Origin of the sequence: Streptomyces sp. NPDC048255, assembly GCF_040652415.1 — a bacterium.
In the GTDB taxonomy this organism is placed as follows: domain Bacteria; phylum Actinomycetota; class Actinomycetes; order Streptomycetales; family Streptomycetaceae; genus Streptomyces.
The window spans coordinates 140,716-155,898 of record NZ_JBEZMA010000009.1; the positions used below are offsets into that span (position 1 = coordinate 140,716).

The following is a 15,183-nucleotide window of genomic DNA, read 5'->3' on the forward strand; positions in this document are numbered from 1 at the left end:
CCCTCACCCCGACCCTAGGAACCGGCCCCCTCCCGCCACATCGGTCACGGGCACGAGGGCTCGGGTCCCGCCCGCACACCAGCGACCGGGACCCACGGCCCGGTCGGCCTCCTCCTGCGGGGTGACGTACGCAGAGGCTCAGCCCGCGAGCGGGTACATCGATCCCCGCCGGCCCTCCGCCGAGGTCAGCCACTCCAGCTTCCCGGCCGTGTCGGCCACCGGCAGCGGGGTGTGGAGCACGATCGCCAGGTCGGGGCGGGCCGGGACCCGCAGCTGGGTCGACTCGAAGTGCAGCGCGCCGACGACGGGGTGGTCCATCCGCTTCTGCAGCAGGCCGCCGGGCTGGACGTCCCGCCGCTCCCACAGTTCGGTGAACTCCGGGCTGAGCTCCCGTGCCTGCGCGACCACGGCCCGGAAGCCCTCGTCGTCGGGGTGTTCCGAACAGGCCGCCCGGAACTGGGCGACGACCTGGCCGGCGACCTCCTCCCAGTGCGGGGAACGGGCCCGGTAGAGGGGGTCGGTGAAGAAGGAGACCAGGCAGTTCTGGACGATCTCGGGGCGCATCCCGAAGACCAGCGCGGCCGCGTCGTTGTACATCACCATGTTCCAGTACCGGTCCATGATGTGTGCGGGGAACGGCATCCAGGCTTCGATCAGCCGCTTCAGGCCGTGGCACATGTCCCGGTCGCCCGGGGCGACTTCGAGGGCGGGCGGATTGAGCCCGGCGAGCACGTACAGGTGCCTGCGCTCGGCGCTGGTCAGTTTGAGCACCCGGCCGACCGAGTCCAGGACCTGCGAGGACACCGTGATGTCGCGGCCCTGTTCCAGCCACTGGTACCAGGAGACCCCGACTCCGGCGAGTACCGCGACCTCCTCGCGGCGAAGGCCGGGGGTGCGGCGCCGGGCCCCGCCGTCCGGCAGGCCGGCTTCCGTGGGGCTGATCCTGGCCCGCCTGCTCATCAGGAACTCGCGCAGTTCGCTCCGGCGGTGCTCGTCGAACGGTGTGGCCACGAATTTCCCCCCGTAGGCACCCTGGTGGTGCCACCAACAGGATAAGTTCCCACTCTCCACGGGCATTCCCGGGCCGCGAGGGTAGTGGCCATGGCGATCGACACACAGACGACAACCCCCCGGCCGCACCCGGCGGCCCCCGCGGACGACCGGCTCTCCGGCCGGGCCAAGCTGGTCCTTTTCGTGCTCTGCGCCGCCCAGTTCATGGTGGCGCTCGACTTCTCCGTACTGAACGTGGCCCTGCCCGTGCTCGGCAGGGACCTGGGCCTGAGCCAGTCCGCCCTCCAGTGGGCGGTCACCGCGTTCGCACTGCCCTCCGGCGGCTTCCTGCTCCTCTTCGGCCGGATCGCGGACCTGTACGGACGCAAGAAGCTGTTCCTGACGGGCCTCGCGGTCTTCGGCGCGGCCTCCCTGCTCGCCACGCTCGCCTGGGACCCGGCGTCCTTCCTGGCCGGGCGCGCCCTCCAGGGCCTCGGCGCGGCGGTCATCGTGCCGACCGGCATGTCCCTGCTGACCACGACCTTCCCGGAGGGGCCGCTGCGCGACAAGGCGCTCGGCATCTCCGGCACCCTGCTCTCCCTGGGCTTCACCGTCGGCATGCTGCTCGGCGGTGTCATGACCGACACCCTGGGCTGGCGCTCCACGATGGGCCTGCTCGCCGCCGCCGCGGTGATCGTGCTGGTCCTGGCCCCGGGGCTGCTGCCCGAGTCGCGGACCCCCGAGCGGCCGCGCCTGGACGTGCCCGGCGCCGTCACCGTCACCGGCGGTCTGCTCGCGCTGATCTACGCCCTGTCGACGGCGGCCCAGCGCGGCTTCGGCGGCGTGGACGTCTGGGGCACGCTGGTTGCCGGACTCGCCCTGCTGGGCGCGTTCGTGGCGGTGGAGTCGAAGTCCCCGGCCCCGCTGGTCTCGCTGCCGATGCTGAGGCGGCGCACCGTCGCCTGGGGCAACCTCGCCGGTCTGGTGACCTTCTCGATGATGTCGACGGTCGTGTTCGTCCTGACCCTCTACCTCCAGGAGACGTTGGGCCTGTCCTCCTTCCGGACCGGGCTGGTCTTCGGCGTCCAGGGCATCGCCTCCGTCCTCGCCGGCTCCTACGCCCCGAAGGTCATCGGCCGCTTCGGCGCCCGCCGGACCCTGATCGGCTCGCTGTTCGGCCAGGGCCTGTTCGGCATCGCCCTGCTCGGCATCGGGTCCGGGTCGGGTGCCCTGCTGGCGACCGTCGCCGTCTCGGTGGCCAGCATGTGCCACCTCGGCGCGATCATCTCGTACGGACTGACCGTGACGAGCGGCGTGCCCGACGGGGAACAGGGCCTGGCGACCGGCCTGGTCACCACCACCCAGCAGGTGGGCCTCACCATCGGCATCCCCCTGCTCGGTGTCCTGGCCACCACCCAGGCCTCGCTCTTCGACGGCGTCCGGACGGTCCTGGCGGTCGACGCGGCGATCGTGCTCGCCGCGGGGGTCCTGGTGGCCGTCGGCCTCGGCCGCGAGAAGGCCTGACGCGATGCCCTCCGACGTCCGCCGGGACGGGCCCCGCAGCGGCCCGCTCCGGCGGACGGCCGCATAGGATCGCGCCATGCCGCGACTCGAACAGCTCCGCCTCGACCACGCCCCGGCACTCCTCGAGTTCGAGCGGAAGAACCGGGCCTACTTCGCCGCCTCGGTTCCCGACCGCGGCGACCACTACTTCGCCCACTTCGACGAACGGCACCACGCCCTGCTGGCAGAACAGGCTGCGGGCGGGTGCTTCTTCCACCTGCTGGTGGGCGGCGCCGGCGAGGTCCTCGGGCGGGTCAATCTGGTGGACGTGGCCGATGGTTCGGCCGAACTCGGATACCGGATCGCCGAGGAGGCCGCAGGGCGGGGCCTGGCCACGGCCGCCGTCCGCCAGGCCTGCGCCCTGGCCGCCACCGCGTACGGCCTGACCGCCCTGCGGGCCGAGACCACCCTCGACAACGCCGGCTCCCGCGCCGTACTGGCCCGCACGGGATTCGCGCCCACCGAGGAGATCGTGCTGGACGGCCGCCCGGGCCTTCGCTTCGTACGGGATCTGGCGCGCACCGCAGCCTGACGGCGGCGCGCGCCGCCGTCAGGCTGCGGTGGCGTCAGTTCCGCCTGGTCTCCGCCGCCGTGGCGTTCCGCGTCTCGCCGCGGACCTCGTCCCGGATCTCGTTGCGGTGCACCTCGTACACCAGCCGGGCGTCGTCACTGGGCAGGACGCCCGTGTCGAGCCCGCAGGTGCAGGTCACCGTGGTCACGCCGGCGGTGCCCCGCCCGGGACGCGACGGGGCGGGGTCGTGCTGCGGAACGGGGGCGGTGCCGTGGTTCTCGAAGCGGAGGTTGTGGCGGAAGGGCTGCTGCTCGCTCATACGTCCCATCATCCCCGCACCGGCGGGCCCGGTCCCCCTTCCGGCGCGCCCGGCCCCGGAGGCCGGGGCCCGCCGGGTACCGCCGGGGCCGCCGAATGGCCGTCAGCGGGGGTCGCGCAGACTCCCGCCCAGCCGTCAGCGGGGTCGCCCGGACTCCCGTCCCTCCCCCACCGGTTCAGGTGGTCGGGTGCAGCCGGGACGGGGAGGACGGATGCGGCCGGGACGGGGAGGACGGCGCGCCCTGCGGGTCCGCGTCGGCGCCGCCGAGGGCGCTGCCCGCCAGCCAGGTCCGCCAGTCCACGTTCCAGTCGCCGAAGCCGTTGTCGAAGGGGGCCATCTTCTCGCCGCCGCTGTTGATCACCTCGACGATGTCCCCTTCGCGGACCGTCTCGAAGAACCAGGCGGCGTCCTCGGTGCTCATGCCCGTGCAGCCGTGGCTGACGTTCTCCTCGCCCTGCGCCTCGACCGACCAGGGCGCGGCGTGGATGTACTCGCCGCTCCAGGTCACGCGCGTCGCGTAGCGCACGGGCAGGTCGTAGAACTCCTTCGTGCCGCGCTGGATCCCGACGGAGTCCCCGCGCATCCGGACCTTGCGCTCCTTGCCCAGGACGACCTTGATGCCGCTGCGGGTCCGGAAGCCCGCCTTGCCGGTGGTGACCGGGATCGTCCTGATGACCCGTCCGTTGCGGCGTACGGTCATCTCGTGGGCCGCGGAGTCGGTGACGGCCTCGATCCGGTCCCCGACGGTGAACTCCAGGGAGTCGGAGGGGCCGCCGTAGCCCTGGTCGCCGAGTTCCACCCCGTCGAGACCGCTGCGGACTCGGACCACGGTGTGCGCGGGCCAGTACGCGCGCGGCCGGAAGTGCAGCGTCGATGCGTCGACCCAGTGCCAGGCACCTTCGACAGGGGGTTCCGAGGTCACCTCCAGCGCCTGTTCCAGGCGGGCGCGGGCCTCGGGGTCGTCGGCGGGCACCGGGCGGCTGAGGGCGGCCGTGACGATCTCCCCGGCGCCGTACGTCCCCGGGCGCGGCCCGAATTCGGCCGTCAGCCTGCTCCCGGCGGCGGGTGGCGCGGTCGTGAAGGCCATGGTGACGCCGACCGGCCGGCCGGCCGGGTCCTGGGCGCCGACCTGCACGGTGTACGTCTCCCCCGCCCGCAGCGGCTCGGTGTTCAGCCAGTGCTCGCCGTCCCCGCCCAGTTCGCCGGCCAGGTGACGTCCGCGCCCGTCGCGCACGGTCACGTCGGTGAGGTGGCCCGGTTCGGCGAGGCTGATCTCCAGCGGCCCGCCGGAGTCCGTGGGAAGGGCGTCGGCACGGACGGCGCGCGCGGAGCCGCCGGAGGCCGGCTCGCCCAGCAGGGCTCCCACTCCCCGGGCGGTGGCCAGGACCCGCTGTTCCCGCCAGCCGCCGCACAGCACCTGCCCGAAGGTGCCCGGGGCGCCGCACTGGCCGATGGGTGACGCACGGCTCTCCTCCACGGCTCTGCCGACCAGCAGCGCGAGCGCGGCCTCCTGCGCGGGGCCGGCGAGCGTCCCCTGTGCGGGGTCGGCCTCGGGCGCGCTGCCCGGCGCCGCCGCGACGACGAGCATCGCCCCGGTGACGGCGGCCAGGGCGCGCCACTTCTTTTTCTTGGTCGGTTGTGTCCATCGAGTCCGTGACATAGCCACGCAGCCCTCCCAGATCTCACACGGCCGGATGGCAGCAGTAAAACGATCTGGAGCCGAAATGATGATCATGAACTCGGTTCTGCGGCCGAACGGGCGCACCAAGAGAACTCGGACGGAGCACATCCCGGGCCCGCTCCGGGCTCACTCCCGGCCGATGAGCAGGGAGCGCGGCGGCCGGGCCGGGCCGGGTGGCAGCCGGAGCGGGCGGCGGCCGGGGGTGAGGGAGCCGAGGACGCGCGGCCCGCGGGCCCCCGTGCAGTCGGGAACGTTCCCGGGGAGCCCGTGCAACGTGAGGAAGCCGAGGACGGCGAAGGCGTACGCCTCCTTGGCGGCGGCGGGCAGGCCGAGCGCGTCGGAGGTCAGCAGTCGGGGGCCGGCGGCGAGTTCCTCGCGGAGCATCGCCATCAGCACCCGGTTGCGGGTGCCGCCGCCGGAGGCGATGACCTCGGTGGTGCCGAGCGGGCGCAGGGCGTCGGCCACGGTCCGGGCGGTGAGCCGGGTGAGGGTGGCGATGAGGTCCTGCGGGTCGGGGGCCGCGAAACCCTGCAAGGCCGCTCGCAGATAGCCGTGGTGGAAGAGTTCCTTCCCGGTGGTCTTGGGGGCGGGCAGCCGGTAGTACGGCTCGGCCAGCAGGCGGTGGAGCAGGGGTTCGTGGACCCGGCCGGCGGCGGCGAGGGCTCCGTCCTCGTCGTAGCCGAGCCGCCCCGAGGTCAGTTCGTGCACCGCCGCGTCGAGCAGCGCGTTGCCCGGGCCGGTGTCGAAGGCCACCGGGCCGCCCGAGGCGGGCAGGGCGGTGAGATTGGCGATGCCGCCGATGTTCAGGGCGGCCGGTACTCCGGGACGGCCGCGCAGCAGCATCAGGTCGACCAGGCTCACCAGCGGGGCGCCCTGGCCGCCGGCCGCGACGTCGCGCGGGCGGAAGTCGGAGACCACCGGGCAGCCGGCGGCCTCGGCGATCCAGGCGGGCCGGCCAAGCTGGAGGGTCCCGTACACCTGGCCGTCGGCCGCCCAGTGGAAGACCGTCTGCCCGTGGGAGGCGATCAACTCGGCCCGGCCCTCGCACAGTTCGCGGTCGGCGCGGACGGCGAGCGCCGCGAAGGCCTGTCCGATGCCGGTGTCGAGCCGGCACACGTCGGCCAGGGTCGTGGGCGCAGGCGGCAGGGCCGCGGCCAGCGCGCTGCGCAGCGGCGCCTCGTACGGCGCGCTGACCATGCCGAGCGGAACCAGGCGCAGGACGTCGCCGTCGTCCTCGAAGGTCAGCTCCGCGGCCGCGGCGTCGACGGCGTCGTACGAGGTGCCGGACATGAGCCCGATGACCCTCATCGCAGCGGCCTGCGGTGGTCGTCGCCGCGCAGGCCCGCGAGGGCGAGCGCGCTGAGCGCGCAGGCGGCGGCCGCGTAGTAGGCGGGGATGTCCCGGTCGCCGGTGCCGGCGACCAGGGCGGTGATGACCAGGCCCGCGCAGCCGGAGAACACCGCGTTGGCGAGGGCGTACGCCACTCCGAGACCGGTGCAGCGCACGCGCGCCGGGAACATCTCCGCGAGCATGGCGGGCCCCGGGCCGGCGAGCAGGCCGACCGTGGCGCCCGCGGCGAGGACGGCGGCCGCCTTGGCGGATGGTGGGGCGGCGGGGTCCTGGAGCAGGTCGAGGAGCGGGAGCGCGAGCAGGGTCACGGCGAGGGCCCCGCAGAGCATGACGGGGCGTCGGCCGACGCGGTCACTGAGTATTCCGGCGGGCAGGATCGAGGCGGCGAAGCCGAGGTTGGCGAGGGCGGTGGCGATCATGGCCTCCCGGAAGGACGCGCCGAGCGTGGACTGGAGGTAGGAGGGCAGGACGACGAGGAAGGTGTACCCGGCCGCCGACCAGCCCATGATCCGCCCGATGCCGAGGACGACGGCGCGGGCGGTGCCGGCGGTGGGAGCCGGCTCGGGCGGGTGAGCCGTGTCGACCGTGCGGGCCGTCTCGGCCGGGCGGACCGTCTCGGCGGTGACGGGCGGGTGAGCCGTATCGGCCACGCGGACCGTCTCGACCGTGCGGGCCGGCTCGGCGGTGACGGGCGTGTCCGGGCCCGGCCGGTCGGCCGCTTCCCACGGTGCGGCGGCGGCGCGGCCCGCCCGGGATCCGGGCGGTTCCGTCAGGCCGGTGCGAAGCCACAGGGCGGCCAGTCCGAGCGGCAGGGCCAGCAGGAACGGGATCCGCCACCCCCAGTCGTGCAGGGCCTGCGGGGAGAGCACGGTGGCCACCAGGGTGGCGGTGCCCGCGCCGCAGAGCAGGCCGAGGGCGAGGGTGAAGGACTGCCAGGCCCCGTAGCGGCCCCGGCGGCCGGGTGGCGCGTACTCGGTCATCAGAGCCACGGCGCCGCCGAACTCCCCTCCGGCGGAGAGGCCTTGCAGGGCGCGCAGCAGGGTGAGCAGCCACGGGGCGGCCGGACCCAGCTGGGCCTGGGTGGGGAGCAGGCCGATCAGGGTGGTGGCCAGCGTCATCAGGCCGACCACCGCGATGAGGGTGGGGCGGCGGCCGACGCGGTCGCCGAGGCGGCCGAAGAGTACGGCTCCGACGGGGCGGAAGAAGAACGCCAGGGCGAAGGAGGCGTACGTGGCGACCAGCGGCCCGGCGCCGCCCCCGGCTCCCGTGCCCGGGGTGAAGAAGTGGGCGGCGATGACCGTGGCGAAGCAGCCGTAGACGCCGAACTCGTACCACTCGACGAGGTTGCCGACCGAGCCCGCGAGCAGCGCGCGGCGCGGGCGGGTGGGGGCGGCGGCGGGCGGATCGGCGCGCAGGGCGAGAGGGGTCACGCGTGCTGGGTGCCCGGTCCGCGGGTACGGGATGCCTCGCGGGGCCCGTGTTCAGCAGATCGGGCCGACCCCGCAGTGCCGTGCCGTGCCCTGCGCCGAGTCCTGTGCGGGTGGGCGGGGCCGCCCGGCGCGCGGGGTGGTGCCGGTGGAGCCGGGTGTACGGGCGGGCCGGCGGGCCCCGCCGTACACCCGTCGCTCACCGGTCCCCCGTCAGCACTGGTAAGCGTAGTTGGCGCGGCCGTCCGCGCCGTCCCAGTGGATCGTGCCGGTCCGGCCCGGGTTGATCCAGATGCAGCCGGGGTCTCCCGTCCAGTCGATCTGCACGGAGGCACTGATGGCGTAGCTACAGGTGTTCTTGATGTAGGCCGTGCCATAGCTCTGCCCCGTGAGCTGGGCGCACGCCAGCGGGGCGGCCGGGGCCGCGACCGCCGGAGCGGCCGCGAGTCCGGACAGCATCAGGGTTCCGGCGGCAGCTGCGGCCGCCCGGCGTAAGGCCTTGGACGTCATGACTGGTCTCCTGTCGGATCGGAGTACGAGGTACAGGTCGAGGTACACGTACGGCTTCGAGGTGCACGGCGTACCAGGTGCGGCGTGCGGCGTGCGGCGTGGCCTGTGCGGGGCCCGCGGGACGGCCGGAAACCAGCCGCGGTCCCCGCTCCGCCCCGTTCTGTCCGGTCCTCGCCTTCACCGGCCGCGCGCTTCGCCACCAGACTGCCGGGCGGGCCGGACACCCGTCTTGTACGAACGCGCACCGCGTTCGACGGGCCGACGGCCGGCAGAGGGTGGGGGGGACCGAGTGACACCGGACAGGGCCGAGCGTGCCGCACCGGACTGGTTACGGGGCCGGGTGGTGAAGTACTGCGGATACCGGACGCCGCCGGGAAACCCGCCCAGGCTGACGCTGCCCGCCGCCACGGTCACCCTGGTCCTGGGCTGGGGCGAGCCCTTGTGCACGTTCGCGACGCGGGGTGGTCCTCCGCTGCGGACCTCGCGCTCCGTGGTCGCGGGCCTGCACACCTCGCCCGTGCTGGGCGGCTACCGGGGCTCCGGGCAGGCGATCGAGGTGGACCTCACGCCGCTCGGGGCGTACACCTGCCTGGGGATCCCGCTGGCCGAACTGGCGGGCGTACGGGTCCACGCCGAGGACGTGCTCGGCGACGACTGGACGCGGCGGCTCACCGAGCGGCTGGCCGAGGCGCCGGACTGGGACGGCCGCTGGGCGCTGCTCGACGCGGAGCTGGGCCGGCGGATGGCGGAGGGGCCGACGCCGTCCCCCGTGGTGACCGAGGCGTGGGACAGGCTGCTCGCCCGGCACGGCGGACTGACGCTGCGCCAGCTCGCGCAGCAGACCGGCCGCGGCGGCCGCCGGCTCCAGGCGCTGTTCCGCGAGCAGATCGGCCTGCCGCCGCAGACCGTGGGCCGGGTGCTGCGCTTCCAGCGCGCGCTGACCCTGGCGGCCGGCCGCTCGTACGGGGAGCCGGGCGGCCCCGGCCCCGGCAGCCCGGCCCCGGCCCGGTCACTGGCCGCGCTCGCCGCCGAGTCCGGCTACTACGACCAGGCCCACCTCAGCCGTGACTTCCGGGCCCTGGCCGGACTCACGCCGACCCGGCTGTGCGATCTCGCCGACGATGCCGCGGCCACCCGCGCGACGGTCGTCGACGGCCGCCTCACCGGCCTCTTCGCGCACTGACCGCCGGGCGGGCCGGACGGAGAAAAAGGGAGTGCGGGCCGGGGAGACGCCCGTGTTACATGGGTTCCATGGTGTCCACCGACCGGCTTCTGGCCTTCGCGGCCATGTCGTTCCTGCTGATCATTGTTCCGGGCCCCAGCGTGCTGTTCGTGATCGGGCGGGCGCTGGCGCACGGGCGCCGGGCCGCGCTGACCACCGTCGTGGGGAACACCCTCGGCGCGTATGTGCTCGTCGTGGCCGTGGCCCTCGGCGTCGGTGCGGTAGTGGAGCGCTCGGTCCTCGTCTTCACGGTGCTCAAGCTGGCGGGCGCCGCGTACCTGGTGTACCTGGGGATCAAGGCGGTGCGGCAGCGCGGGGCGCTGCACGCCGCAGCGGTCGGCGGTGCCGGGCCCGGGCACGGCAGCCTTCGTACGCTGTGGGAGGGGTTCGCGGTGGGCGTGGCCAACCCCAAGACCATGGTGTTCTTCGCCGCCGTACTCCCTCAGTTCGTCGACCGGGGCCAGGGACACGTCACGCTGCAGATGCTGCTGCTCGGCCTGGTCTTCAATGCCATCGCCCTGGCTTCGGACAGCGTGTGGGGCCTGGTCGCGGCCACCACCCGAACCTGGTTCGCCCGCTCGCCCCGACGGCTCTCCGTGATCGGCGGTGCGGGCGGCCTCACCCTGATCGGCCTCGGCGTGACCATCGCCGCGACGGGCCGCAAGGACTAGAAGGACTCGAAGGACTGGGCAGTGTTCGAGATGTGCAGTGCCCAGTTCGCCCGGTCTGCCGGCTGCTTATCCTTGTGGCCATGACTGTCCAGCCTCCGGAGCCCTCTCCGCGCCCTGCTCCCTCAGGAGAGCTCCGCGCCTCTCACGATGACCGGGAAGCAGTGGTGGAGCAGCTGCGCGATGCGGCAGCCGAGGGGCGAATCGATCTCGATGAGCTGGATTCACGCCTGGAGCAGGCGCTGAAGTCCAAGACTCACGCCGAGTTGGCCGTCCTGACCGCCGACTTGCCGAGGCTGAACTCCCCTGAGAGCCGGCCGCCGCTGGTGCTCAAGGGCGGCATGTACGGCGCGACTCAGGGCCCCGGGCGCTGGGAGGTTCCCGGGCACGTGATCGCGCACGGCGGCGTGGGGGGTGTGAAGGTTGACTTCACCCGGGTTGAGTGCCGCCTCACGGAGGTCGCAGTGGAGGCGTACGGGGAGACATCTGGTGTCACGATCGTCATCCCCGACGCCTGGGCCGCCGACACCAGCGGCATGGATCCCGGCGTCGGCGGCCTGAAGGACGAGACCACCTCCGACCGGCTCCCGGGAACTCCGCTGATCCGGCTCACCGGGTCCGGCGGCTCGGGAGGAGTGGTCATCCGCCACCCCAACCGCCGGGAACGGCGCAAGCTGCACGGCAACCCGACGCAGGGTTGACGCAGCGTTAGGGCGCGTGCCGAGGAGACCGCATACACGCTCTTCCGCCGCCGGCGGATCGACGTCACTCGGCCCAGAGCTGCACGTCGAGGCCCGGATCGCATCACGCGGTCCGGGCCTTTGCACGTCCGGAGGGTGGGCCTACAGGGCGAGTTGGTACTCGTGGGACGTGTGTGTCGGGAGATAGCCGAGGTCGTCGTTGACGTGGCGCATGTGCGGGTTGTTGTCGGCGGTGTCGGTCAGCAGGCCGCCGAGGTGGGGGTGCCGCTCGCGGGCCTGGAGGATCGAGGCGGCCTTCATGCTGCGGGCGAGGCCGTGGCCGCGGTGCTCGGGCAGGACCGCCGTGCCGTAGTGCTGGGCGTCGCCCGTGCCACTGCCGGGGATGACGAGTTCGGAGAACCCGGCGATGGTGCCGTCCTCGCGGTCGACGGCCGCTACGGTGTGCAGGATGTCCCCGCGCGCGGCGACGGCCGAGGCGGCCGCCCGTACCCGGTCGAGGTCCCAGACAACCGTGCCGTAGTCGACGGCGCCCATCGGCATGTCGTCCATGGCGCGGCGCGACGCCACGAAGGTGTCGGCGAGTTCGTCGGGCACCACTCCCTCCCAAGACGACAACTGGTAGCGGTCGTGCGGCTTCTCCGCGAGGGCAGCGAGGGCGGGGAGGTCCGCGTCGGCCAGCGGCAGCCGGGCGTAGGTCAGGGTCAGCACCGCGCGGAAGCCGTTGGCGACGAGCAAGCCGGCGCCGGCGGAACCTGACTCCGCCTGGGACATGACGGACCGTCGGCCCTCCTGGCGCGCGGCCTGGACGGCCGCGCCGACCAGGCGCGTACCCACCTGTCGGCGCCGTTCGGCCGGGTGGACCTGGACGTCCAGCTCGGCGAGGTGGCGCTGGCCGTCCCTGGTGAACAGGCGCAGGAAGGCGGACCCGACGGGGTGGCCGTCAGGGTCGGAGGCCAGCCAGACCAGGCGGCGGCCGACGGGCGTCTCCTGAGGATCGGTCAGGGCGGTGATGTGGACGGACAAGTCGTCTCCGTACGGGGTGGCGGGCAGTGCCGGGCGGGTGGGGTCCAGTGAGCCGTCACTGGACCTCCGCGACAGCCCGGGCGTGTGCCGCCCGCCGGTCAACAGCCAGGTCACAGCGCCTGACGTCACTCTTTCGCACCGTCCTACCTTCCACCAGCGACGTCCGGTGATCAACATGAAATCCATGCGCAGACCTCGATCACGGGCCATCCCCGGTCGAGGCGTGGACGCCATCGCCCGCCTGCCCGCCGTCCGGTGCACGCGCCGCGGGCGACGGAGCGCTACAAAGGAGGAGGAGGAGCGAGGAGGCGCGTGGACGTGGACGGGGATGCGGTGGCTGTCGTCAGCCGCTTCAACGCCGCGATCAACAGCCGGGATCTCGTCGGCCTGGCGGCGCTGATGTCCGAGGACCACACCTTCGTCGACTCCGAGGGCGGCACGGTCCGCGGGCGGCCGGCGTGCATCGAGGCGTGGCGCGGTTTCTTCGCGGCCTTCCCCGACTACCGCAACGTCTTCACCGGGTCGGCCGCGCGGGAGGGTGTCGTCGCGGTGTGCGGGTACTCGGTGTGCTCCCGGCCGGAGCTGGCGGGCCCGGCGCTGTGGACGGCCCGCGTGACGGGCCCGACCGTCACCGAGTGGCGGGTGTACGCGGACACTCCGCGGCAACGGCGGGCGCTCGGTCTCCCGCCCCGCACGGCCCCGGGCGTTCCTCCCGGCGGAACCGGAGATCCGGCGGTCTGACGAGGCGATCGAGGTGCCGCGGTCCCTGCCGGGGCGCTCGGGCCTCACGGGTCGTGACCGAGGGAATTCGACAGGTAGTAATTAGGTGAATCCCTGACTGAATTCCCGTCAATAAGCATACATCCCTTATCTCGATTTGATAACGACTGTCCTTAAAAGGCCTGGACCATTGCCACCCTACGCGCGTAACTCCCTTTGTTTTATTGATGATTGACGGTTCGTCAAATCTGACCCACAGGTAACGGAACGATTTCTCGAAGCGCGCTCCACTTTGTCCGAATTCTTCGGCGCATTCGTCTGGCAGGCTTCCGCGCACCCAGTCTTCCGATCTCGATTTGAGGTGCCCATGACAGGACGACGCAGACGGCCCGAACACCGGCGCAAACCCCGGCGGTTGATACTCCTCACCGCCGCCATGGCCACGGCGGCGGTGATGGCCGCGGGCATCGCCTACTCCGGACTCGGCGACGACGCCCAGGCGGGGACCCCCGCACAGGCCGCGGCAGCGGAGGCCTCCGCACCGGCCGCCGCCCCGGCCCGGGACCAGGAGCCCGAACCCATCGCGGACGCGCCCGCGAACGAGGACGCGCGCGGCATGATCTACGACGGCCTCAAGGCGGCGCCGAAGGGCGACCCCTGTACCGGCGTCTACCGCACCGAAGCCGGTCACTGTACCCACGGCCCCGACGCCCCGTCCAAGGGCGTCGACATCAAGAAGGACATCCCGCCGGCCGTCAAGGCGTCGGCCCCGGCGGCCGATCCGGCCCGCCCCGCGACCGAGGACCCGGCCGCCTCGCAGGAGGGCGGGCGTCCTCAGGACGCGCCCGCCGCCGACGCGAGTGCCGCCAAGACCGCCGCTGCCGCCCCGGCACCGGAGGCCTCGGGGGGCAGCCAGGCCGTCGCGGCCGGCCCCGCCGGGCAGACCGTCCAGTGCGAGGGCGACGGCAGCACCGGCAACCGCGTCCAGGTCGTGTACATCCACGGTCCCGGACGCGACCGCTATTCCGAGTACGTCGCCTCGTTCCGCAAGTGGGCGGCCGACGCCGACCTCATCTACTCGGCGAGCGCCCAGGAGACCGGCGGAGTACGCCACATCCGCTACGTGACGGCCGCCGACTGCACCCCGACGGTGCTCAACATCGAACTCCCGGACTCCGCACTGGCCGAGTTCAGCGCGACCAACAGGGCGCTCGCCGCGAAGGGCCTCGACCGCCGGGACCGCAAGTACATGATCTTCGCCGACTCGCAGGTGTACTGCGGCATCGGCACCTTCGCCGGTGACGAGCGGCCCGGGCAGGCGAACCAGAGCAACTTCGGCCCGTCATACGGCCGTACGGACTCCGGCTGCTGGGGCGGCCACACCGCCGCCCACGAGCTCGGGCACAACCTCGGCGCGGTCAACAACAGTGCCCCGAACACCAGCCTGGGCGCCCACTGCACCGACGAGTTCGACGTCATGTGCTACTCCGACAGCCCGCACTACCCCAAGATGCGCAACGTCTGCACCAACCAGGCGGCCGAGAACATCCTGGACTGCAACCACGACGACTACTTCCACACCAGTCCCAAGGCCGGAAGCTACCTGGCCACGCACTGGAACATCGCCGACAACCAGTTCCTGATGCGGAGCAAGGGCGGTGGCGGCACCGACCCCGGTCCGAACCCGACGCCGACCCCGACGAAGAAGCCCACCCCCACGCCGACCAAGAAGCCCGGCGGCGGACCGGCCGTGACCACCGGTCAGATCCAGCCGGACTCCGCCGTGGTGAGCTGGCCCAAGGTCGAGGGCGCCGCCTGGTACCAGGTCATGCTGAACGGAAAGCACCTGACCTGGGTCCAGTCGCAGGTGCTGCGGATCTACAACCTCCAGCCCGACACCGAGTACACGGTCGCCGTCTCCGTCCGTGACGGCTCCGGCCGGGACAGCGGCCCCGGCAAGGCCGCGTCCTTCCGTACGGCGCGCACGGGCGGCGGCGCCACCACTCCCGGCGCCCGCTACGTGCTCGGCAACGGCAGCACCGGCATGGCCGCCGAACTGTGGGGCGGCCGCACCGCCGACGGCACGGTGCTCGTCGGGTCCCGTGCCAACGGCTACGCGCAGCAGCAGTGGTCGTTCGACGACGCGGGCGGCGGGCAGGTCCGCATCCGGTCCGCGGTCTCCGGCAAGTGCCTCCAGCCGGGCGGTACCCCCGCCGCGGGCATGTGGGTGGCCCAGCAGCCGTGCGGCTCGGACGGGGCGCAGGCCTGGCGGCTGTCGTCCCGCGGCGGCGCGGTGACCGTCACGGACCCGAGCGGCGGCTTCGCCCTCACGGTGAGCAGCCGCCCCTACTACGGGACCTGGCTGCTCGACCTCCAGCGCGCGGACGGGCGTCCGGCGCAGGCCTGGACCCTCCAGAAGGCCGGCTGACCCGTCCGGCCTGGACGACCGGGCGACACGGACGACCGGCCGATCGGCCGACCGACCGACCGGGCAACCG

General features: G+C 73.3%; 14 protein-coding genes. 7 read left to right on the forward strand and 7 right to left on the reverse strand.

What is annotated here, in order from left to right; all coding sequences use genetic code 11:
- Window positions 1–138: 138 nt before the first annotated feature.
- Window positions 139–960, reverse strand: a complete 822-nt coding sequence (locus tag AB0D94_RS10940; protein ID WP_362049115.1) for a helix-turn-helix transcriptional regulator — start codon at window positions 958–960, stop codon at window positions 139–141.
- Window positions 961–1,101: 141 nt separating this feature from the next.
- Here AB0D94_RS10940 and AB0D94_RS10945 point away from each other — a divergent pair, with 141 nt between their 5' ends.
- Entirely contained in the window at window positions 1,102–2,514 is a 1,413-nt protein-coding gene (locus tag AB0D94_RS10945) for an MFS transporter (RefSeq protein ID WP_362048973.1), read from the forward strand.
- A gap of 76 nt (window positions 2,515–2,590) precedes the next feature.
- Window positions 2,591–3,085: a GNAT family N-acetyltransferase gene (locus AB0D94_RS10950; protein ID WP_362048976.1), complete on the forward strand. Its 495-nt coding sequence runs from the start codon at window positions 2,591–2,593 to the stop codon at window positions 3,083–3,085.
- A 34-nt stretch (window positions 3,086–3,119) separates the two neighbouring features.
- On the opposite strand, the gene AB0D94_RS10955 is transcribed toward AB0D94_RS10950, so the two are convergent.
- The 5 genes from AB0D94_RS10955 to AB0D94_RS10975 form a co-directional block, all read right to left on the reverse strand.
- Window positions 3,120–3,383, reverse strand: coding sequence for a hypothetical protein (locus AB0D94_RS10955; RefSeq protein ID WP_362048979.1), 264 nt, complete (start codon window positions 3,381–3,383; stop codon window positions 3,120–3,122).
- 175 nt (window positions 3,384–3,558) lie between these two features.
- A complete protein-coding gene (locus AB0D94_RS10960) occupies window positions 3,559–5,043 on the reverse strand; it encodes an Ig-like domain-containing protein (RefSeq protein WP_362049118.1) in 1,485 nt (494 codons plus the stop codon).
- A gap of 147 nt (window positions 5,044–5,190) precedes the next feature.
- A complete protein-coding gene (locus tag AB0D94_RS10965; RefSeq protein ID WP_362048982.1) occupies window positions 5,191–6,372 on the reverse strand; it encodes an anhydro-N-acetylmuramic acid kinase in 1,182 nt (393 codons plus the stop codon).
- The gene (locus tag AB0D94_RS10970) at window positions 6,369–7,844 is read right to left on the reverse strand and encodes an MFS transporter (protein ID WP_362048985.1); all 1,476 of its coding nucleotides are present in this window, start codon (window positions 7,842–7,844) and stop codon (window positions 6,369–6,371) included. The genes AB0D94_RS10965 and AB0D94_RS10970 overlap by 4 nt, the downstream gene beginning before the upstream one ends.
- A 210-nt stretch (window positions 7,845–8,054) precedes the next feature.
- Complete coding sequence (locus AB0D94_RS10975) at window positions 8,055–8,351, reverse strand: hypothetical protein (RefSeq protein WP_362048988.1); 297 nt, start codon at window positions 8,349–8,351, stop codon at window positions 8,055–8,057.
- A gap of 343 nt (window positions 8,352–8,694) precedes the next feature.
- Here AB0D94_RS10975 and AB0D94_RS10980 point away from each other — a divergent pair, with 343 nt between their 5' ends.
- The 3 genes from AB0D94_RS10980 (at window position 8,695) to AB0D94_RS10990 (ending at window position 10,942) form a co-directional block, all read left to right on the forward strand.
- Window positions 8,695–9,534 (forward strand): helix-turn-helix domain-containing protein, encoded by an 840-nt coding sequence (locus AB0D94_RS10980; protein WP_362048991.1) that lies wholly within the window; start codon window positions 8,695–8,697, stop codon window positions 9,532–9,534.
- Window positions 9,535–9,602: 68 nt separating this feature from the next.
- The gene (locus tag AB0D94_RS10985; RefSeq protein ID WP_362049121.1) at window positions 9,603–10,244 is read left to right on the forward strand and encodes a LysE family translocator; all 642 of its coding nucleotides are present in this window, start codon (window positions 9,603–9,605) and stop codon (window positions 10,242–10,244) included.
- A gap of 80 nt (window positions 10,245–10,324) precedes the next feature.
- A complete protein-coding gene (locus AB0D94_RS10990) occupies window positions 10,325–10,942 on the forward strand; it encodes a DUF1707 domain-containing protein (protein ID WP_362048994.1) in 618 nt (205 codons plus the stop codon).
- A 141-nt stretch (window positions 10,943–11,083) separates the two neighbouring features.
- Here the strand turns inward: AB0D94_RS10990 and AB0D94_RS10995 are convergent, their stop codons facing one another.
- Entirely contained in the window at window positions 11,084–11,965 is an 882-nt protein-coding gene (locus AB0D94_RS10995; protein WP_362049124.1) for a GNAT family N-acetyltransferase, read from the reverse strand.
- 312 nt (window positions 11,966–12,277) lie between these two features.
- Here AB0D94_RS10995 and AB0D94_RS11000 point away from each other — a divergent pair, with 312 nt between their 5' ends.
- Window positions 12,278–12,706: a nuclear transport factor 2 family protein gene (locus AB0D94_RS11000; protein WP_362048997.1), complete on the forward strand. Its 429-nt coding sequence runs from the start codon at window positions 12,278–12,280 to the stop codon at window positions 12,704–12,706.
- Window positions 12,707–13,100: 394 nt separating this feature from the next.
- Window positions 13,101–15,113: an RICIN domain-containing protein gene (locus AB0D94_RS11005; RefSeq protein WP_362049000.1), complete on the forward strand. Its 2,013-nt coding sequence runs from the start codon at window positions 13,101–13,103 to the stop codon at window positions 15,111–15,113.
- The last annotated feature ends 70 nt before the right edge of the window (window positions 15,114–15,183 follow it).